Below are 19,446 nucleotides of genomic sequence, written 5' to 3'. Positions count from 1 at the left end.
CCTCATCTCTCTTCCGATTGGTCGGCGGTTCGGTGGCCGACCGCACTATCCGGGCGGCGCAGGACTGCCCCCCGGCCGCGGTATTCCGCGACGACACGAGGGCCGCTGCGGACGGTGACGTCGACCAGGGAGTGCCGACCGGTGTGGTGCCGGACGATTGCCTCGGCCACCAATTCCTCTCCGACGTGTGCCGGGGTGTAGTACTCGATCGACGCACCGGCGGTGGCTGTTCCGGGTGTGCGGCTGTTGGCGGCACACGCGAAGGCGCTGTCGGCGAGGACATAGATCACCCCGCCGTGGGCGATGCGGTGGCCGTTCGCCACGGACTCATCGATCACCATGTGCAGTACCGCCCGCCCCTCCCCCGCCGAGAGCACCTCGATTCCGAATTCGGCCAGGCTCGAATCCTGCGCCAGCAGCCTGCGGACCGGCTCGGTGATCGTCATGGCACGCTCACCTGGCGCTGTCGTATCGTGCGGTCACGGATCTCGGTCAGTACCTGCGCATCGTCGACCGAACCCGGGTCGACCACCTGGTCCACGGAGTGTCCGAGCAGAATCCGCTTGACCGGAACCTCGAGCTTCTTGCCCGTGCGGGTGTGCGGAATCCGCGAGACAACAATGATGTCGTCGGGGACGTACCGTGGTGACAGCGCCGCACGAATAGCGTTGCGGATGGCCGTGATCGCGGCTTCGGGATCGGTTCCGGTGTGCAACTGCACGAACATCGGCATGTAGTAGCCGTCGGTCTCCTCGACACCCACCACGAGTGCCTCCTCGACCTCCGGCAACGCCTCGACCACCCGGTACAGGTCCGCTGGGCCCATCCGGATGCCGTTGCGGTTCAGTGTCGAATCCGATCGTCCGACGATGACCGAGCTGCGGTCGGTGTCGAATTCGACCAGGTCGCCGTGGCGCCACACACCGGCGTACGTCGAGAAGTAACTCTCGCGGTAGCGCGAGCCGTCGGGGTCGTTCCAGAAGTACAGCGGCATCGACGGCATCGGGCTGGTGATCACCAGCTCGCCGGGTTGGCCGACCACCGGGTGGCCGGCGGTGTCCCATGCTGCGGCGGCAACCCCGAGCGCAGGCGGCTGGAGGCGTCCCAGACGCACCGGTTCGGTCGGCGCGCCGCCGAGGAAGATTCCGGCGATGTCGGTGCCCCCGCTGACCGAAGCCAGCCACACCGGCCCGACGGCGTCGTAGACCCACCGGAAGGCGTCCGGTGCCAGGGGGGAGCCGGTGACCTGGATCATCCGGAGCGCGGAGAGGTCGTGGTCGGTTCCTGGGCGCAGCTGAGCGCGCATGCTGGCGTGTGTGTAGGCAGCGCCGAGGCCGAGCATCGTCACCTTGTTCTCGGCAGCGACTCGCCAGACCCGGTCGATGTCGGGATGGGCGGGGTTGCCGTCGAGGAGAACGATGGTGGCCCCGCGCAGAAGCCCAGAGACGAGCATGTTCCACACCACCCAACTGGTGGTGCCGACGACGAACAGCTTGTCTCCGGGGCGAAGGTCGGCGTGCAGGGTCAGTGTCTTGAGGTGCTCAAGGACGACGCCGCCGTGTCCATGGACGATCCCCTTCGGGATGCCAGTGGTGCCCGAGGAGAACAGCACCCACAGGGGATGGTCGAACGGTAGTTGGTCGGCTTCCCATTCGGGCTCGGCGGCCACGACGTCCTGCCAGGAGTGCGTACGCATCGACGTGGCGGGAACACCCGCAGCGGTATCGACCCAGACGATTTCGCGCAGGCTCGGCAGTTGAGCGACGATGTCGGCAAGGACGTCACTGCGATCGAGACGGCGGCCACCGTAGGTGTAACCGCTCGCCGCGATCAGCACGACGGGTTCGAGTTGCTGCAGCCGCGAAACGATGGCGCCGACGCCGAACTCGGGCGCGACGATCGACCACACCGCCCCGACCGAGGCTGCGGCGAGGAACCCGACCACCGCTTCGGTGCGGTTGGGCAGGATTGCAACCACGCGGTCGCCGTGCTGGACCCCGGATTGTCGCAGGAACGCGGCGAGGGCGCCGACTTGCCGGCGGAGCTCGTGCCATGTGGTCGTCGTTGTCGTACCGTCCTCGTCGATGGCCACAATGGCCTCGTCGGCGTTGTCGTGGTCGGCGAGCGCATATGAAGCGTAGTTGACCGTCGTTCCCGGGAACCATCGCCCGCCGGGCATCGTGTCGGGCACGACAGGTTCGCCGTCCGGGGTGTCGACGACGATGCCGATGTAGTCGGCGAACGCGCGCCAGAACGCATTCGGGTCGGTGACCGACCAGTGCCACAGTGCGTGGTAGTCGTCGATCGTTCCCGGCGTCACGAGACCCGATGTGGTCAGCCAGGTGACGAATCTGGTGAATTCACTGTCCTCTGTGCGGGCCTGATCGGGGCACCACAGAACCTCCCCCGGTGTTTCTGTCACGACGACTGCCCCGCCAATTCGCTCTGGGTGTCGTCGGTCGATACCGGCAAGGCGCCGAATAGAAGGAACGCCACCCGGCAGTTCTCGTCGGTTCGGTTGGACCAGGCATGCGCGGTGCCGCGCTGGACGATCACGTCACCGGCCTCGAGCCGGCACTCGCCCTCATCGAGAAGTAGCCAGATCTCGCCCTCGATTACGACGGCGAAGTCGATCGAGTCGGTCTTGTGGAACCAGAAGTGGCGGTTGCCGCTGTGGGTCGCTTCCTCTCGCGCGTGGTCGCCGCCGATGTCGGAGAATAGCTGGTCCTTCCCGGCCTTTTCGTACACGCTGTCGGGTGGGAAGTCGGCGACGCGGAAGATCGTGCCACCCAGTTCCGGGTACATCGGGATCTCGGCGTCGGCGGAAGCTGGGTCGAGGCGGCCGTCGTTGGACACCGGTCCCGGTTCGGTGGCCCACACCTGCGCGGCGCCGAATCCGGGAACCGTCGGTGACCTGAAAATGTTGGGGGCCTTGCCGTCGGCAAGGACGTATGACCGGCCCTGCTCGTCGACCGCCGTCACCACCCGACGAATAGAGGCGGTTCGCGCCTGGGGCTGATTCATTGTGTGCTGCCTTTCTGAAATCAGTTCACTGCCTGAGTGGCGAATGGGTACGGCTTTTCCTCGGGAGCCACGACGCGACCTCCCGTTCTCCGATGGGGTACGCAGGATTCGATTCCGTCGAGTTGCGTCCCGGCTCGAGTCGACGATCGAGCTCGAGACCGACCGTTTCCGTGGGTTCCGGTTCAACCACTCCTCCCGATTCGATTCAATTCGATACGTACCGTACAGCAATGTGGTGTCCATCACCAGCGCCAGTGCAAACCACCACCACGAGGCCAGGGCCCGGGTAGTTGCGATCCGAGACGGACCGGATAGCATTTCGGGCATGGCCGTACGGAGTGAAGCAAGCCGCAAGGCGGTCCTGCAGGCAACCATGGAGTTGCTCAACGACACCCCACCTGGGCCGGTGTCGCTGCAGAAGCTGTCCATCGAAGGCATCGCCAAGCATGCCGGTGTTAGCAAGATGACGATCTATCGGTGGTGGCCCAGCAAGACGGCTGTAGTCATCGATTCCTTCCTCGACAACCACGTGGCGCAGACCCCGATCCACGACGAGGGCCCAGCTATCGATGCACTGCGGGCACATCTGGCGTCACTCGCACGCGTCTACAGTGGGCCGGAGGGGCGACTGATCGCGCAGCTCATCGCAGAGTGCCAGCATGATCCGGCAACCCTCGAGGAGTTCAAGCAACGGTTCTGGAAAGGACGCGCCGACGCCGCAAGGCTTTTGATCGAGCGCGCCGTCGCCGAAGGTGCCGTGCGGGATGACATCGACCCTGATGTCGTCGCCGAAATGCTCTACGCTCCAATTTACTTCCGACTTCTGTTCCAGACCGGGGACCTGGACGAGGAGGCCACCGATGCCATGGTCGACGCCGCCCTGAAAGGCATCGGCAGGTAGGAGGAGGCGCAAACATTCCGTGGCCTCGTTCTTTGGCGAAACCGTGTGGGAGCAGGACGACGTTCGGCACCCAATGCGGCACCCGCTTGCAGGCCTGAAGGCCACCGATCTGGCGCTGTCCGCGCTCGACTACGCCCTGCTCACTGCGCTGTCGGCGCTGGAGTAAAATGCCCGAGATGGGTAGGCAAGTCTCGCGGGCTCGAGCACTGACGCCACCAGCGGCGGAATTGTTCGGGCGCCAGCGCGAGCTGGCGAGCGCACGTGAACTGTTTACCGCTACCCGCCTCGTGACACTCACCGGACCCGGTGGCGTGGGCAAGACCGCACTGTCTGAGGCGTTGTCCGCCAAGCTCGACCGGGCCTTCCGAGACGGCGTATGGTTCGTCGAGCTGGGCGCGCAACGCAGTTCAGACACTGTCGCCGAAGCCGTGGTGACACAAATCGGCCTGAGCGCACCGGCCAGCGTGGATGCCGAAGAACAGCTCCGGCGGCATGTGGCCGATCGCTCAATGCTGTTGATACTGGACAATTGCGAGCACGTCCTTCCCGGATGCCGGCGATTGGTGTCCGCGCTCCTCGCCGCCTCCACCGAGCTGCGAGTATTGGCTACCAGCAGAGAGCCATTAGGAATCCGAGGCGAGCGTGTAGTCGCCGTTCGCCCGCTGGAAATCCCCCCGAATCATCGCGTCCTCACCGCCGACGAACTTTGCGAGTATCCGGCCGCGGCCATGCTGAAAGCCCGGGCCAAGGCGGTCAACGATCAATTCGAGATCACCGACCGCACTGCGGCGGAGATCGCACAGCTGTGCACCTATCTGGACGGAATGCCGCTGGCTATCGAGCTCGCTGCCATGCGGCTGCGATCGCTGTCGGTGCACGAGCTGCTGACTCACATCGACGACCGATTCGCACTGTTGACCTCGGGTGACCCCACCGCCGCGCCGCACCACCGGTCTTTGGATGCCCTGGTGCGGTGGAGCTATGACCTATGCTCCTCCACCGAACAGCTGCTCTGGGAGAGAATGGCCGTGTTCAGCGGCAGCGTCGATCTTCCCACGATCCGCGCCGTGTGCGGGCTCCCACCACTGCAAGGAACCAAACTGCTCGACGCGCTCGATGGCTTGGTATCCAAGTCGATCGTCCTCACCGAGACGACACACGGCGACATGCGCTATCGGTTCTTGGAAACCCTGCGCGAGTTCGGGCGGGCTCAAGCCGGGACCGGCGAAGACTACGGTCGCGTCCGGCGTGCCCACACGGAGTATTACCGAACGTGGGCGACCAGAGCCGCCGAGAACTTCTTCGGCCCGCGCCAACCCGGTATGGTCCAGCGGTGGGAGTCTGACCTCACCGACCTCGAGCTAGCCTTTGACCATCTCCTCCACGCGGCTCCCGGCTCTCATGGCGCCTTGGAGCTCGCCGCGGACCTCCGCTTCTTCTGGATGAATGGCCATCTCCGTGAGGGTCGCCGCTGGCTGGAGCGTGCTCTTGCCAACGATATGACCGTCTGCGCCGAGCGTGGCAATGCCCTGTGGGCAGCGGGGTGGATTGAGGCGCTGCACGGCGAAACGCATACTGCCCGGGAGCTTCTTGACGAAGCGGAAACGATCGCCCGGAAGATCGGTGATCCGCGCATTGCAGCGCGCGCCGCGACGTGGACAGGATTGGCCGCGTTGATCACCGGAGATTTCGAGGTTAGCCGCTCATCTCTGGAAATGGCCTACACCGCCCACCTCGAGCACGCGGATGCCGAGGGTCTGCTGATGACCTTGTTCCTACTCGGATTCGTCAGGAGCATATCCGGAGATCATGTAGGTGCCACCGACGCCGGCCGGGAAGCCGTCGAACGAAGCGAACGTCTGGGCGATACGTGGGGCCGCTCCTATTCGCTGTGGATGTTGGGATTCGACGCGTGGACGCGTCAGGACCTCGATGTCGCCGAGGAGTACGCCGAGCAGAGCCTCACATTGCGATGGGACTATCACGATGACTTCGGCAGTGCAGTCGTCCTCGATCTGATGGCAGGCATCGCGCTGGACGACGGCGACCCCAAGAAGGCGGCGAAGCTGTTGGGGGTCGTCGCTGAACTGCTGGCCATTGTCGATACTGAAGTACCGGGCATGCTGGGCTCGCGCTATCAGGCGATCAAATCCGCCGTCCAGGATCGGCTCGGGGACGACCTGTTCGCCCGCCATCACGACATCGGCCGGCGACTGGACCGCGGCCAGCGGATGCGCTTGGCGCTAGGGTCGGTCGCCGCCGTCCCATCGGACCCGACGGACACGGTGGCTGCGGCCGGCTTGCTGACGCCGCGGGAAACGGAGGTAGCGGCGCTGTTGGCGGAGGGTCTCAGCAATCGTGCCATAGCCGGCAAGCTGGTGCTCTCTCCGCGCACAGTCGAGGTTCATGTCGAGCACATTTTGGCGAAGCTTAGCGTCAAATCACGCACTGAGGCCGGTCTGTGGGCAGCCGCCGCCCTCGGCAAGAAGGCGTGACGCGCGTCCCCGAATCGGTGTCCCACGTCACAGGGTACGTAGATGCCCAATTACGTAGCTTCTAAGTGTTCCCACGCTGTCGCGGACGTTCCGCGCGGGGGAAGGTGGACTTCCCATCCCGAGGACCCAGGTGCGAGGGATGGTCCTAATTGTCGACTGGAACCCCAGCGCTGGACCACCGGAAGGTATCCGCCAGCGACGGCGTTCTCCCCTAGGCAGGTTCACCATGCAATTGCGCGAGCTTCAGTGGTTCACAACGCTGGCCGAAACCGAGCACATCACGGAGGCTTCGATAAGGTTGAATATCAGCCAGCCGACCCTGTCGCGGGCGTTGGCCCGAATCGAGCGCAAGCTTGGAGTGCAGCTTTTCGACCGCCACCAGAACCGGCTGCGACTGAACAGATACGGCAAGCTCTACCAGGCCCACGCGTTACGAGCACTGAATGAGATCGACCGTGCGGAACAACGGATCGCCACCCTGGTCGATCCGGATCGAGGCTCGGTGTCTCTTGGGTTTGCGCATTCCTTCGGTGGGTGGCTGATACCGGATCTACTCAAGCGATATCGCGGTGTCGCGTCTAGCCCGTCCTTCGAATTACACGGGGGCGCTAGCGATTCCGTGGTAGACAGCGTGCGGCAGGGAAAAATTGACATCGGCTTCGTAGCTCCCGAGCCGGCCGCGGACGATCTCGTGTGGATACCGCTCGGGCATGAGGCCCTGTGTTTGAGGGTTCCCGCGGGCCATGCGTTCGAGGGCCATGACCATATCGCGATCGCCGATGTCGCGGGCGAGCCGATGGTCGCACTGAAGGCTGGACACGGCTTGCGCCAGGCCACGGACCGTCTATGCCGGGACGCGGGGTTCGGCCCTCGCATCGAGCTCGAAGTCACCGAACTCCCCACACTGCATGCCCTGGTCGCGGCCGGACTGGGCGTGGCGGTCGTGCCCGCCGCCCCATCGGGACACCCGTCCGCGACTGGCACCGTCCCGCTCAGCGACCCGACTGCGTTCCGGTGCTACGGGGCGGTCATCCGCAGGCATGGCCCGAGTAGCCAGGCCGCACGGCGTTTCCTGAAATTCGTCGCCGGTGTCTCGCCGTTTCCGGCGCGACCGGACCGCGCGCCGTCCGAAGGAGATCCGAGACGTGCGCTGCCGACAACAGTACCTGCCGCCTGGCCGGTGTCGGCTTGAGTACCGAATACGTGTCGTGCCCGAATGAGGCACCGCTCGGGGAGCAACTCCCCGCCGCGGCGCGCGGCTTAGGGCACCTCTCCGCCGTGGGATCGGCGACGTTCCGCGAGCGGCACGTTCACGTCGCACTCGATCTCGTCGACGGTGGCCATCATCCTGCCTTTGCCGTCGGATACGAACGCAGCCGGACCGATCCGGACGCCTCACCCCGAACTGCGCCACCCGGTGACGAAGGGACGGAACGAATCCGTGCCCGCGATCTGCAACTGGCCACGGACGCGTACACAAGGAGGCTGGTCGACCACGCGCAGGCATCCGCAAATCGGCCCTTCGTGCTGCTCGACGTCGAAATTCTGCTCGCTTCGACTGCGCGGAAGGCGCGGCTGGCACTTCGAGAACTCGAATTGGCGACCCCCTCTGGCCCGACAACCTTGCGATTCGTGGGAACAGCGAGTGGTCTCGCATGTTTGGCCGCGGATATCCGCACAGCGGGAGTCGCAGATGGGGTCACGCTTCTCCCTCTCTCGAACGCCGGCACCGTGGAACTTCTTGCCCAGGTGACGGTTCCGGAACTTCACCGTGCAGGCTTCGTCAACTTTGACACCGCTAGCGCGCTCGTTGCGACCTTGGGCGGAACCACCTTGGGGTAGGCGCTGTCCGACCCGAGTGGACACGCGGTTCGTCTGCGGGTCGTGGACACCGATACGCCTTTGGCGCTATGAGAGGAAGTGCTTTACAACCATGGAACTACGTGAGCTGGAATGGTTTGTCATCCTGGCGCGAACCGAGAACGTGACCAACGCCGCCACACATCTCCACATCAGCCAGCCGACTATGTCGCGTGCACTGGCGAGAATCGAACGTCAATTGGGCGTCAAGTTATTCGACAGGAATCAGAACCGGATCCGGCTGAACAAATACGGTGAGATCTACCGGGCCCACGCGGTCAGAGCAATGCAGGAGCTCACCCAGGGCGAAGAACGGATCCGAACTCTGGTGGATCCCGAGCGCGGAGTGGTGTCCCTCGGATTCCTCCATTCCTTCGGATCCTGGCTCGTCCCCTCCCTGTTGGACCAATACCACCTGGTTGCACCGCTGACCACGTTCGAACTCGAGGGAGGCGCCGCGGACGCCATAGTTGATGCCGTGCGAAACGGCCGGATCGACGTCGGCTTCGTCGCACCTCGACCAAACGCGGAAGATCTGGCCTGGGTGCCGCTGGGCCGAGAACTTCTCTGTCTCGAAGTCCCGCCCGGGGACGAATTCGCCGATCGCGAGTCCATCACCATTGCCGAAATTGCTGGGCGGCCAATGATCGCTCTCGGCCCGAGCTACGGGCTGCGCCAAGTCGTCGACCGCCTCTTCGACGAAGCCGGTCTTACTCCCACCATCGGTATCGAAGCCACCGAATTGTCCACGCTGCGCGCACTGGTCCGGCACGGCCGCGGCATCGCCATCGTGCCGGTTCCCCAGGCCGATCAGCAGTCACCGACGGTCACGATTCCGATCAGCGACGCCAACGCATTTCGCTTCTACGGCGCGATCACCCGGAATTACGGGCCGACGGGAACCCCAGCGAGAGCATTTCTCGAATTCGTGACGGGCCACTTCGCCAGCTCGGATATCGACCGAGAGGACGAGTGACCCTTACCATCAGGTCCCGGGGGCGAGGACGATGTCGAAGGTGACGTCGCTCCACGAGCCGTTCACCACGCGCCCGTCGGGAGTGGGTCCCGACGGGTGACGCTCGAACGCCTTGATCAACGACTCCTTCACGCCGAACACGGCATCCTTCCAGCCGATCTCGTCACCGTCGACGAAGATGTGAGTCACCAAACGCCGTAAGCCAGGCGCAGTCACCATGAAATGCAGGTGACTCGCGCGCATGGGGGAACGACCTACGGCCGAAAGCATCCGCCCCACCGGACCGTCGTGCGGAATCGGATAGGGAGTTGGAGTCATACCCCAGAATCGAAACTCCCCGCTGTCGTCGGCGAAAAGGTGCGCACGTGCCGCGACGCGGTCGTCGCCGTACTGCACGTCGTACTGCCCGTCCTCATCCGCCTCCCACACCTCGATACGCGCGCGGGGAACGGGTTTACCGTGAACGTCGCGGACACTGCCGGTCACCCAGCACGGCTCCCCCTTCGCGCCGAACGACATGTCCTGTCCAAGTTCGATTCGGGGTGAACCTTCCACGAAGAACGGGCCGAACACCGTCGCCTCGGTGGCGTTCGCGACCGATGGATTGTTCATTCCGATCACCTGCATGGACAGTCCGAGTACGTCGGACAGCAGAATGAACTCCTGCCGGGTGTCCGTACACGTCTGGCCCGTTTCGGTGAGGAACGCGATCATCGTGTTCCATTCGGCTTCGGTGAGCCTGACCTCGCGGGCTGCGGCATGCACGTGCCGAACCACCGCCTTCATGACTTCTTTCAATCGGGCGTTCGGCGATTCGCCGAACGAGCCGAGGACGGTGTCGACCAGTGCCTGCTCACGCGCGGCCTGCTCACGCGCGGCCTGCTCGGTCGACGGGTTCAGCTCGGCGTTCGCTCGCTCCTGCTCGATCGTCATACTCGCTCCTGCTCATCGATCGGGTCGCCCGCCCACGCGGCGGCGAGAAGAGTGCGCAGATCGGCCAGCGCGACCGGGCGCGGGTTAGAGGCAGGAACCGCCGCGATGATGCGCTCGGCGGCGGTGTCGATGCCGTCCTCCGGCATACCCAACTGTGAGAGAGAGTCGACGACACCCAGGTCCCGGCGGAGGTCGTAGAGCCCGCGTGCAGCCGACGAGCCACCGAGGGCGTCCGACACTCGGCGCGCTGCATCGGGCGCGGCGGGGCCGTTGAAGTCCATCACGTAGGGCAGCACCACGGCATGCGTGTCGGCGTGTGACAGCCCGAATGCACCACCCAGAACGTGGCAGATCTTGTGATGCAGCGCGCTGCCCGCCGAGGCGAACGCCACGGCCGCGAGGTAGGCCCCGTAGAGCGTGGCCTCTCGCGCGTCAAGATTGTCAGGGTTTTCGGACATAGCCCGCAAGCCGGGAACGAGCGCACGGAGGCCCTCGGTGCCAAGTGCCGTGTCGATCGGGTCGGCACGCGGCGCCCAGAAAGCGTCCACCGCATGGGCGACGGCGTTGAGCCCCGACGCCACCGCCAGTCGGGCGGGCAGCGAGGCGAAGAGAGCCGCGTCATAGACCACGACTCGGGGCAGAACTTTCGGATCGGATCCGGTGGTCTTGCGATCCCCGTCCGTCTGTCCCCACACGTCGGTGGCTTCGGAGCCGGCGAACGTGGTCGGGACGGCAACGATCGGGATCCCAGTGTCGCGGGCAACGAACTTGGCGAGCCCCGTCGACGAGCCGCCGCCGATGCACACGACCGCGTCGACAGCCTCTAAACGCGCGAGGTCGACAGCAGCGCGACCGTTCGCGACCGGCACGTGCTGGACGACATCGTCGATCCGAGCCACGACCGGTACCCGGTGAGCCATCTCGTCCGCGAGGCTCGTCACGAACGAATCAGCGACGAGCAGCACGCGCGACGCGGACAGGTCCCCCACGGCCGAGACGATGTTGTCGACCGCTTGCCCGCGGGCGAACAGCACCCGTTGCCCGAGTGTGGTGTGGTCGAACTCGATCACAGCCCCGTCCTCGCGGAAGTGACCTGGCGCGACAGCCAGGACAGCAGGTGCGAAGCCACGGCGTCCGGCGCTTCGAGAGTCGAGAGGTGGCCGACCCCGGGGAGGACGACCAGTTCCGCATGCGGGACCGAGTCGACGACTTCGGAACCGAGCGCGAGCGGGGTGATCGCGTCGTGTTCACCCACGATCACGAGTGTGGGCACGTCGAGCGTGGCGATTTCGGAGCGCCGGTCGCGTCGGTTCGACACGGCCGTCTGCTGTGCGATGAACACCTCGTCACCGAGATCTCGCGCCATCGTGGCCGCGGCTTCGGCGACGTCCGGCCGCTGCGGGGCGACAGCGCTCGAAATCATTGTCACCGCTTCGTCGAATTCCCCTGCTAGAACTTTCTCGACGAGGCGCTGGGAATTCGCGCGCCGATCGGAATCGGCAGCGATTGCGGACGAGTTGAGCAGTACCAGGCCTCGCACGCGACCCGTTCTCCGGAGCGCGATCTCCAGTGAGACGTACCCACCCATGGAGTTTCCCACGAGGAAGAATTCCTGCGGGCTCTGCTCGAGTACGCGGTCGGCCATGTACTCGATCGAACTGCCGTGACCGCGCACCACGACGCTGGTTACCTTGTCGCCGAGGATGTCGGCTACCGGCCGCCACGAGCGAGCGTCCGATCCCAGCGCCGGAACGAATACCAGGGGCACGTCGAGCACGTCGCTCATGATGCAGCTCCGTCGACCGCGAGGATGCATCCCGACGTGAAACCGGCATGTTCGGACACGAGGTATCCGACTGCGGCCGCGATCTCCGTACCGGTTCCTGTGCGGCCCAGTGGAATAGCTGCGCGTGTCGCGTCCTGCGTCTCGTCGGACAGCGCCTCGAAGATGGTCCGCACCCGGCCGGCGGTCGGTAGAACCAGACCGGGCGAGACCGCGTTCACGGTGATGCCCGTTGCGCCGAGGTCTTTAGCCAGCTGCTTCGTGAAGCCGTTGATCGCAGCCTTCGATGCGGCGTACGGCAGCCGGGCACCTACGGTGCCCGAGGGACCTGCCAGGCCGTTGGCGACCGCGGACGAGAAGTTCACGATCCGGCCGTAGCCGTGTCGCAGCATGAGTGGCACTGCCTGTCGGCTGCAGAGGAAGGCGCTGGTTACGTTGTTGTCGAGCACCCGCCGCCAGACGTCGGCGCCGAGGTCGTCGAGCGAGCGCACCGGATCCGTTCCGCTGCCTCCGGCGGTGTTGACCAGTGCGTCGAGACGGTCGAACCGCTGGTCGATCTTCTCGAACGCAGCGACGACGGCTACCTCGTCGGTTAGATCGACCGCTAGCGTGAGCACCTCGACGCCGGACACGATGGTCTCGATCTGCTTCTTCGATGTCTCGAGCCCGTCCTCCTGGATGTCCAGGAGGACGACGGAGAATCCGTCTTCGGCGATTTGCTGCGCGATTTCGGCGCCGAGTCCCTGCGCTGCACCGGTGACCGCCGCGACTCGCCTCTCAGCGTTGTGCTCAGGCACGTACTTTCCTCACTTCGTGATGACGATGAATGGTGATGGTCGGATGCGTGGTCACCCGAGCGGACCCCAGAACGTTTCGCCGCCATAGGTATCGGACATGGGTTCGAGCGTCTCGGGCCAGACTCCGGGTTCGACGCGGCGTCGGCTCTCAGGTGAGCGCACTGTGCCGTCCCACCCGACCTGCTCCATGTAGTAGTAGAGCTGCATCACGTGACCGTCCGGCGCGACCGCGTGGATGGCGTAGTCGATGCCCGGGTGAATCTCCTGCGGCAGATCGATCAGCTTGACGCCGCGTTCTTCGAGGAAGGTCTTCGCGTCCCGCAACTGCTCGTAGGAACCGAGCTGGACGCCGAAGGACAGCAGGGTCGTGTTGTCGCTCAATCCCAGTGCACTCCGGACCTCGAGCGGGAAGAGTGCGATGCTGTGGTGTTCGGTGTTGGCGCGCAGAAAGAGCACGCGGTGACCCTCGACGGTCGACTCCTCGCTCTTCACCAGTCCGAGCGTTTCGGTATAGAAGTGTTCCGCCGCATCGAGATCGGCAACGAAGATGCTGACCGGACCGATGCGGACCGGTTTGAAGGGACGGGCGAGCAACACTCCGCCGACGTCGTAGGTCTTGGGTAGCGTGTCGATCCAGCGGTGCCCCGAGGTGAGGTCGATGCCCTTTTCCTCGGCTTCCTCGAGCTCGCTCGCCTCCGACTTCGTGGGAAGCGCGGGATGTTCGTTGGCCCAGGGCCACATCACTTCCGGCTTGCTGACGCCGTCCCAGCCCACCTGCTCGATGCCGTACTCGAGTTCGTTGGTGTGACCGGTGGGGTCTGGGAAGTAGGTGTGCCAGTTGGAACCGGGGTCGCGGCCGTACCGCTCGATCGTGGAGCCCTGCTCCTCGAGCCACAACCTAGCCTGCACCACCTCACGCAACGATCCTGCCTGCCAGGTGATCTGGTTGACCGTGATGTCGTCCCGAGCAGGGTTGTCGTTCTTGTCCACCCACGAACGGGGCATGAGCACCAGGGTGTGGTGGTCGCTGTTGTGCCGCAGGAAGTAGATCTTGGTGTCGGACAGGCCGTCCAACCACACACCGGGATCGTACTTCTGCAGATCGAGCATGTCTGCGACCACGAAGCCGAGGACATCACGGTAGAAGCCGACGGCTGTTCCGGTGTCAGTGACGCTGATGCCGAAATGGTTGAGACGACGAATTTTGAATGGTCGGTCGTACGAGACACCACCGACCGAGTATTTCTTCGCGGCCATGACTACTTCTTCCCGCCGCGCGATCCGGAGATCGTGTTGGTGATGGAGCCCAGTGCGGTGGAGCTGACCTCCACAACATCACCCGGGTTCAGGAAGAGCGAATCGTCCGCGAACTTTCCCTCGGCGTCGCGGGTGCTGGAATCGACGGCCGTCCCCTTGGGCGTCCCCCCACTGATCAGATCCCCGGGGAACAGCGTCGAATCCCTGGACAGGTACTCCCCGAGCGACGCGAAGCTATGGATCATCGACTTGGTGTTCCCGCTCTGCCGAACCTCGCCGTTGATGCGTGCTTCCACCGGGATGTCCTGCGGATCCAGGCTCTCGTCGACGACGATCCAGGGACCAACCGTTGCGGCGCCATCGAAGTTCTTCGAGTACTGGAAGTCCGGTCCGAACGAGACGTTATCCCTGATGGACCAGTCGTTGACCAGCGTGTAACCCCAGATGTACGAACCGAAGTCGTTGGCCGCGATGTCCTTGGCACGCTTACCGATCACGACGGCCACTTCCGCCTCGTAGTCGAGCAGGTTGGTCCGGCGCGGGTAGGCCAGGTCGTCACCGTCGGCCGAGACGACTCGCGGGTCCTTGATGAAGTACTTCGGACCACCGGACACCAGCCGGTCGAGGGTTGCCTTGTCACTCCCGTTAGAGGTGTTGTCGGCAGCGGCCTGCATGTGGTCGGCGAAGTTGGCCAGTGCGGCGAAGATTCGCGACTGCCCTTCGATCGGCGCGTGCAGCGTGACTGCGTTCAGGGGGAACACGAGCTGTTCGCCGTCGACGCCCGTCTTGTCGCTGTCCTCCGACAGGAAGTCGAGCGCCGTGTTTGCACCGGCGAGTGCGTCGTCCCCCTGCTCGATGAAGGAATTCAGCTCGGCTGGCACCTCGTGCGCCGCTCGCGCCGCCGGACGCACGCTGTCCGTGCGCTCGGTCAGATATTTGGCGTACGCACCGTTGACGTCGACGACGTCATCGCCCACGACAACGCCGACTCGTCGATTCGGACCGAAGACTGCGATCTTCATTATGCTCCCTGTGATCGTTTGATGCTTGGTGTGGTGGTGCTGACAGACCCGGGGTCACTGCCACCGATTACGGCGTGCGGCTGGACGGATCGACACCCACGTCGTTGAGCAGGCGCCCGCCGTCCGGGGTCAGACTGTAGATCGCGAGCCGAGTGATCTTGCCGTCTCGAACGGTGAAGAAATCTCCCAGTACGATCTGCGAGCCGTTGGCGTTCAGGTCGATCTCCACTGACACGTTCTCCCCGTCGACGACGGGTGTCCTGGGCGAGGGGATCATCTTCCCTGCCTTCAAGCCACCTTCGTACATGCGTCCGATAGCTTCCGCGCCGGAGAGGGTGCCCGCTGCGTTATGCAACAGGGCATCCGGGGCGAACAGGTCCGCCACCGCGGCGGCGTCGCCGGCGGCGACACCGGCGAAGTACGCGGCGACGACCTCGGCGGGGCTGGATGCCGTTGCGTTCCGGGCAGCTCCGGCCGACGTGGTCGACTCCAGGTACCGCGTCGAGGCGTACACGGACTGGTACTCGAGGTAGGGATCGAGGCCCTCGGGGCCGAGTTCTCGTCCGAGGCCGGAGTCCTTGAATCCTCCGAAGGGTGCGCCGAGATCAAGGGTGTAGTAGTTCAGGCCGATCGTGCCCGTGCGGACCTGACGAGCCACTCCGAGGGCGCGATCCTCGTCAACGCTCCATACGGATCCACCGAGGCCGTAGTTGCTGTCATTCGCCATTCGGACCGCTTCGTCGTCTCCTTCGAACGGGATCAGAGCCATGACCGGACCGAATACCTCTTCGCGCGCCAGACGGTCGGAGTTGTCGACATCGGCGAATACCGTGGGCTGGACGAACCATCCTTGATCGAGACCGTCGGGCCGACCACCGCCCGTCACCAGGCGTGCGTTCGAGTTCTTCGCGATGTCTATGTAGCCGAGCACCTTGTCTCGGTGGGTGGGGGTCGCCATGGGTCCCATGGTTACCGACGGGTCCAGCGGGTCGCCCAGTGTGTACGAGTCGGCGAAGTTCGCGACGGCATCCACCACTTCGTCGTAGCGCGAGCGTGCGATGAGGATGCGTGACTGCGTCGTGCAGGTCTGGCTGTTGTTCAGGAACGATGCGTTGTCCAAGCCCGCGAGGAAGGTCTCGAGGTTGGCGTCCTCGAGGACGATGGCCGCGGACTTTCCGCCCAGTTCCAGAGTGGAACGGCGAAGCAGCCGACCGCACTCCTGACCGATGATGCGCCCTGCTTCGGTCGAGCCGGTGAACGCGATTTTGTCGACCAGAGGGTGTGAGACGAGCGCCGCGCCGGCGTCGCGGTCGCCGAGGACGATGTTGAGGACACCGGGCGGCAGGCCCGCCTCCTGCGCTGCATCGGCGAATACATATGAGTCCAGCGCAGTCTCGGGGGACGGTTTGAGAACAACGGTGCACCCGGCGGCCAGCGCCGGCGCAATCTTGAACATCGCCAGGGCCTGCGGGAAGTTCCACGGAGCGATCGCACCGACGACGCCCACTGGCACGCGGCGGACGATGGTCGATCCCGCCTGGCTCGGGCGGACCGATTCGAGCGGCAGGTTCTCGACGATGTCCGCGTACATGCGCAGCAGAGCCCCCGGGGCTCCGCCGTTCAGTGCCTGCGACAGCCCGAGAATCATCCCGTTTTCGCGGCTGACGAGCGTTGCCGTGTCAACCGCTCGGGCGTCGAGGGCGTCAGCGAAAGCACGAAGCACGGTGGCGCGCTCGGCAGCCGTGGTTCGGCCCCATGGGCCCTCGTCCAGGGCCCGACGGGCGGCGCGAACGGCTGCGTCGATGTCGGCCTCGCTCCCGAGCGCGGCCACCCCGATGCGCTCGCCGGTGGCAGCCTCGATCTGGTCCCGGAGTTCTGTGCGCACCGGGTCGATCCAGGTGCCGTCGATGAAGAAGCGGGTGCGGTCGAGGCTGCTCGGCCGGTCGACGGTGACGGACATAAGTTCTCCTTGCTGCGAGGTCGCGTGATCCCGAACTTCGGTGTCGGCGGGCGCATACGGCCGGCTTGTCGCCTGCACCGGCGAGATCCCGATCACTGTCGATCCTGTGCTGACGTGCCCGTCATCGCAATGCCAGGATGTTCCCCGTCCTCATACTCTGGACGCATTGTCGCTGGTTGAGCGATATGGGAGGACACACCGAGACCTGACCGCCGGTTATTGTCGAGACATGACGGGTGAGAGAAGACGCTACGTGCAATGTCCGTGCGGGGAGCTCATGGAAGGGCGCACCGACGACCTTCTGGTCGACGAGGTTCAGCACCATCTGCGCGAGCAGCATCCGCATCTCCGGTACGACCGCGACCAAATCCTGTCTATGTCGTACTGACCGGCGTCGTACCGACCAGCATCGTCTCAGTCGACGTGGGGGGTCGGGGCGCCCGCAGCGCGCAGAACCGCGTGGGCGCGGGCCAACACCGGCGCGTCGACCATGAAGCCGTCCACACGCACCGCCGCACCCGACGCAGCGGCGTCGACGATCTTCCGTGCGTGAGCGACGGCGATGTCGCTGGGGTGGAAAGCCGTACGGCTCGGCTCTACTTGCGACGGGTGGATCAGCAGCTTGCCGGCCATGCCCAGTTCGATGGCATAGCGGACGTCGTCGGCGAGAACCGCACCGTCGTTCAGTGCCGTCGTCACCCCGTCCACCGGTCCCGGCTTGTTCGCCACTCGTGACGCGAGCACCAGCTGTGACCGAGCGTGGAGCATCGCGATACGCGTTGGTTCCGCGCCGAGATCCACGGCGTAGTCCAGATGGCCGAACGCCAGCCGTGCAACGCCCGGGTCGGCGGCAATCACTCCCGACCGGTCCACACCGACCGCGGATTCGATCAGCGCGATGACGGGGCACCGGAGTCGCTGGCGGAGATCGAGATACCGGACGGAATCGTCCGCCTTGGGGACCATGACAGCGGTGAGTCCCGGCAGATCCGACAGTGCATCCACGTCGCCGATGTGCTCGGGGTCGCCCACCGAGTTCACGCGCACGCATGCGCGTCCGCCCTCGGACAACCACCGCACGACCTCGGTTCGCGCTGTGGCCTTGTCTCCTCGTGCCACCGAGTCCTCGAGATCGAGGACTATGACGTCCGCCCCGGTGGCGAGCGCCTTGTCGAACCGGTCGCTGCGGTTCCCGGGAACGAACAGAAACGTCGTGGCCTCCTGCACTCGCGCCGTGGTCTCCGCGAGCGCGGAGACACTTGTCGACACGGTCAGAACCCCGCCGGAACCGTGGATTCGGGTGCGATCCCGAACTCCGCCAGAATCGCCTCGGTGTGCTGCCCAACGTCCGGGATCGGACCCATGACGGGGGTCGAATCGGACATGGTGACGGGTGGAATCAGGGCGCGCAACTCCCCGACCGGCGACTGGTAGGTGCGCCACCTGCCCCGCGCTTCGAGCTGCGGATGCTCCGCGAGACCGTCCATGGTGCGCAGCAGAGCGTTGGCGATACCCGACACTTCCAGTAGCTCGGCCACCCGCTCGGCCGTGAAGGCTTGGAAGACCCCCTCGATAACGGCGCGCAACTCCGCGTTGTGCTCGACACGCAGGGAGTTGCGCACGAAGCGCTCGTCTCGCGCCAGCTCCGGCGATCCGAGGAAGGTGCAGAACGTCGCCCATTCCCGTTCGTTCTGGATGCCGAGGAAGACCTGGTTGCCGTCGCCGCACGTGAAGGGACCGTATGGAGCAATCGCCGCGTGCCGGGCTCCGGTGCGGGAGGGGGACGCGCCCCCGTATATCGCGTAGTTCAGCGGAAAGCCCATCCACTCCGACAACGCTTCGAGCATCGACACCTCGATCGTGGCGCCCTCGCCGGTGCGCTCCCGTTTAATCACGGCGGTGAGCACACCCGAATACGCGTACATTCCCGACGCGATGTCGGCGATGGAGATACCGACCTTGGACGGTTCGTCCTCGGTACCGGTGATGGATACCAGGCCAGCTTCGCACTGGACGAGCAGGTCGTACGCCTTCTTCGACGAGTACGGCCCACCCGTTCCGTAACCCGAAATGGACACGTGGATCAACCGCGGATTCCGAGCACGGAGCTCCTCGGCGCCCAACCCCAGCCGATCCGCCGCCCCGGGGGCGAGGTTCTGAACAAGAACGTCGGCCCGGTCGACCAAAGCCTGCACCGCTTCTCGGCCCTCCGCACTCTTCAGATCCAGGGCCACGGACTCTTTGGACCGGTTCAACCACACGAAATGACTGGCGAGGCCGTTGACGGTCTCGTCGTAGCCTCGCGCGAAATCACCGACGACCGGTCGTTCGATTTTGATGACGCGCGCGCCGAGGTCGGCCAATTGTCGTGTGGCGAAGGGAGCGGCGACGGCCTGCTCCAACGACACGATCGTGAGTCCATCAAGAGGATTCATGTT

At 65.0% G+C, this 19,446-nt stretch carries 18 protein-coding genes and 1 pseudogene; 6 read left to right on the top strand and 13 right to left on the bottom strand.

The genetic code is table 11. The features are described from left to right. Positions 1 to 2: 2 nt before the first annotated feature. The 3 genes from QM693_RS07190 to QM693_RS07180 are packed head-to-tail and all read right to left on the bottom strand — an operon-like array spanning position 3 to position 3,024. Positions 3 to 446, bottom strand: coding sequence for a hotdog fold thioesterase (locus tag QM693_RS07190; RefSeq protein WP_133987342.1), 444 nt, complete (start codon positions 444 to 446; stop codon positions 3 to 5). Beyond that, positions 443 to 2,422, bottom strand: coding sequence for an acetoacetate--CoA ligase (locus QM693_RS07185; protein WP_283351852.1), 1,980 nt, complete (start codon positions 2,420 to 2,422; stop codon positions 443 to 445). Before QM693_RS07185 ends, QM693_RS07190 begins: the two co-directional genes overlap by 4 nt. Further along, positions 2,419 to 3,024, bottom strand: a complete 606-nt coding sequence (locus QM693_RS07180) for a cupin domain-containing protein (RefSeq protein WP_283335072.1) — start codon at positions 3,022 to 3,024, stop codon at positions 2,419 to 2,421. The genes QM693_RS07185 and QM693_RS07180 overlap by 4 nt, the downstream gene beginning before the upstream one ends. 325 nt (positions 3,025 to 3,349) lie before the next feature. Between QM693_RS07180 and QM693_RS07175 the strand changes: the two genes are divergently transcribed. The 6 genes from QM693_RS07175 (at position 3,350) to QM693_RS07150 (ending at position 9,256) form a co-directional block, all read left to right on the top strand. Next, on the top strand, positions 3,350 to 3,925 hold the full coding sequence (locus tag QM693_RS07175; RefSeq protein ID WP_283351851.1) for a TetR/AcrR family transcriptional regulator: 576 nt from the start codon (positions 3,350 to 3,352) through the stop codon (positions 3,923 to 3,925). A gap of 19 nt (positions 3,926 to 3,944) precedes the next feature. Next, on the top strand, positions 3,945 to 4,091 hold the full coding sequence (locus QM693_RS07170) for a hypothetical protein (RefSeq protein ID WP_167114292.1): 147 nt from the start codon (positions 3,945 to 3,947) through the stop codon (positions 4,089 to 4,091). A gap of 10 nt (positions 4,092 to 4,101) precedes the next feature. Then, positions 4,102 to 6,420, top strand: coding sequence for an ATP-binding protein (locus QM693_RS07165; protein ID WP_283351850.1), 2,319 nt, complete (start codon positions 4,102 to 4,104; stop codon positions 6,418 to 6,420). Between the two features lie 226 nt (positions 6,421 to 6,646). Continuing rightward, a complete protein-coding gene (locus tag QM693_RS07160) occupies positions 6,647 to 7,612 on the top strand; it encodes a LysR family transcriptional regulator (protein ID WP_283351849.1) in 966 nt (321 codons plus the stop codon). An 86-nt stretch (positions 7,613 to 7,698) separates the two neighbouring features. Beyond that, complete coding sequence (locus QM693_RS07155) at positions 7,699 to 8,262, top strand: hypothetical protein (protein WP_283351848.1); 564 nt, start codon at positions 7,699 to 7,701, stop codon at positions 8,260 to 8,262. A 91-nt stretch (positions 8,263 to 8,353) separates the two neighbouring features. Beyond that, on the top strand, positions 8,354 to 9,256 hold the full coding sequence (locus QM693_RS07150) for a LysR family transcriptional regulator (protein WP_095869838.1): 903 nt from the start codon (positions 8,354 to 8,356) through the stop codon (positions 9,254 to 9,256). A gap of 9 nt (positions 9,257 to 9,265) precedes the next feature. Here the strand turns inward: QM693_RS07150 and QM693_RS07145 are convergent, their stop codons facing one another. The 10 genes and pseudogenes from QM693_RS07145 to QM693_RS07100 form a co-directional block, all read right to left on the bottom strand. Beyond that, positions 9,266 to 10,189: a hydroxyquinol 1,2-dioxygenase gene (locus QM693_RS07145; protein WP_167114301.1), complete on the bottom strand. Its 924-nt coding sequence runs from the start codon at positions 10,187 to 10,189 to the stop codon at positions 9,266 to 9,268. Further along, positions 10,186 to 11,259: a maleylacetate reductase gene (locus QM693_RS07140; RefSeq protein ID WP_095869836.1), complete on the bottom strand. Its 1,074-nt coding sequence runs from the start codon at positions 11,257 to 11,259 to the stop codon at positions 10,186 to 10,188. The genes QM693_RS07145 and QM693_RS07140 overlap by 4 nt, the downstream gene beginning before the upstream one ends. Next, the gene (locus tag QM693_RS07135) at positions 11,256 to 11,975 is read right to left on the bottom strand and encodes an alpha/beta fold hydrolase (protein WP_206031601.1); all 720 of its coding nucleotides are present in this window, start codon (positions 11,973 to 11,975) and stop codon (positions 11,256 to 11,258) included. The genes QM693_RS07140 and QM693_RS07135 overlap by 4 nt, the downstream gene beginning before the upstream one ends. Next, on the bottom strand, positions 11,972 to 12,769 hold the full coding sequence (locus tag QM693_RS07130) for an SDR family NAD(P)-dependent oxidoreductase (RefSeq protein WP_283351847.1): 798 nt from the start codon (positions 12,767 to 12,769) through the stop codon (positions 11,972 to 11,974). Before QM693_RS07130 ends, QM693_RS07135 begins: the two co-directional genes overlap by 4 nt. A 51-nt stretch (positions 12,770 to 12,820) precedes the next feature. Next, positions 12,821 to 14,026: a VOC family protein gene (locus QM693_RS07125; RefSeq protein ID WP_095869834.1), complete on the bottom strand. Its 1,206-nt coding sequence runs from the start codon at positions 14,024 to 14,026 to the stop codon at positions 12,821 to 12,823. A gap of 2 nt (positions 14,027 to 14,028) precedes the next feature. Beyond that, a complete protein-coding gene (locus tag QM693_RS07120) occupies positions 14,029 to 15,048 on the bottom strand; it encodes a fumarylacetoacetate hydrolase family protein (protein ID WP_095869833.1) in 1,020 nt (339 codons plus the stop codon). Between the two features lie 67 nt (positions 15,049 to 15,115). Continuing rightward, on the bottom strand, positions 15,116 to 15,541 hold the full coding sequence (locus tag QM693_RS07115; RefSeq protein ID WP_240960383.1) for a nuclear transport factor 2 family protein: 426 nt from the start codon (positions 15,539 to 15,541) through the stop codon (positions 15,116 to 15,118). Continuing rightward, positions 15,533 to 17,008: pseudogene (locus QM693_RS07110) on the bottom strand (aldehyde dehydrogenase); the annotation flags it as partial. The gene QM693_RS07115 and the pseudogene QM693_RS07110, both read right to left, overlap by 9 nt. A gap of 414 nt (positions 17,009 to 17,422) precedes the next feature. After that, positions 17,423 to 18,277, bottom strand: a complete 855-nt coding sequence (locus QM693_RS07105) for an HpcH/HpaI aldolase/citrate lyase family protein (protein WP_241031741.1) — start codon at positions 18,275 to 18,277, stop codon at positions 17,423 to 17,425. A 2-nt stretch (positions 18,278 to 18,279) separates the two neighbouring features. Further along, positions 18,280 to 19,443, bottom strand: coding sequence for a CaiB/BaiF CoA transferase family protein (locus QM693_RS07100; protein ID WP_283335078.1), 1,164 nt, complete (start codon positions 19,441 to 19,443; stop codon positions 18,280 to 18,282). Positions 19,444 to 19,446: the final 3 nt, after the last annotated feature.

It is taken from the genome of Rhodococcus sp. IEGM 1305, from assembly GCF_030058635.1.
Taxonomy (GTDB): Bacteria; Actinomycetota; Actinomycetes; order Mycobacteriales; family Mycobacteriaceae; genus Rhodococcus_F; species Rhodococcus_F opacus_D.
The sequence above is the reverse complement of the archived record's forward strand: the minus strand, read 5'-3'. Positions and strand labels throughout refer to the sequence as shown.

Coding starts and splice junctions, on each gene's coding strand:
- QM693_RS07120 (WP_095869833.1), bottom strand. CDS start 15,048: ATGAAGATCGCAGTCTTCGGTCCGAATCGACGAGTCGGCGTTGTCGTG.
- QM693_RS07160 (WP_283351849.1), top strand. CDS start 6,647: ATGCAATTGCGCGAGCTTCAGTGGTTCACAACGCTGGCCGAAACCGAG.
- QM693_RS07165 (WP_283351850.1), top strand. CDS start 4,102: ATGGGTAGGCAAGTCTCGCGGGCTCGAGCACTGACGCCACCAGCGGCG.
- QM693_RS07100 (WP_283335078.1), bottom strand. CDS start 19,443: ATGAATCCTCTTGATGGACTCACGATCGTGTCGTTGGAGCAGGCCGTC.
- QM693_RS07175 (WP_283351851.1), top strand. CDS start 3,350: ATGGCCGTACGGAGTGAAGCAAGCCGCAAGGCGGTCCTGCAGGCAACC.
- QM693_RS07190 (WP_133987342.1), bottom strand. CDS start 446: ATGACGATCACCGAGCCGGTCCGCAGGCTGCTGGCGCAGGATTCGAGC.
- QM693_RS07145 (WP_167114301.1), bottom strand. CDS start 10,189: ATGACGATCGAGCAGGAGCGAGCGAACGCCGAGCTGAACCCGTCGACC.
- QM693_RS07135 (WP_206031601.1), bottom strand. CDS start 11,975: ATGAGCGACGTGCTCGACGTGCCCCTGGTATTCGTTCCGGCGCTGGGA.
- QM693_RS07180 (WP_283335072.1), bottom strand. CDS start 3,024: ATGAATCAGCCCCAGGCGCGAACCGCCTCTATTCGTCGGGTGGTGACG.
- QM693_RS07150 (WP_095869838.1), top strand. CDS start 8,354: ATGGAACTACGTGAGCTGGAATGGTTTGTCATCCTGGCGCGAACCGAG.
- QM693_RS07125 (WP_095869834.1), bottom strand. CDS start 14,026: ATGGCCGCGAAGAAATACTCGGTCGGTGGTGTCTCGTACGACCGACCA.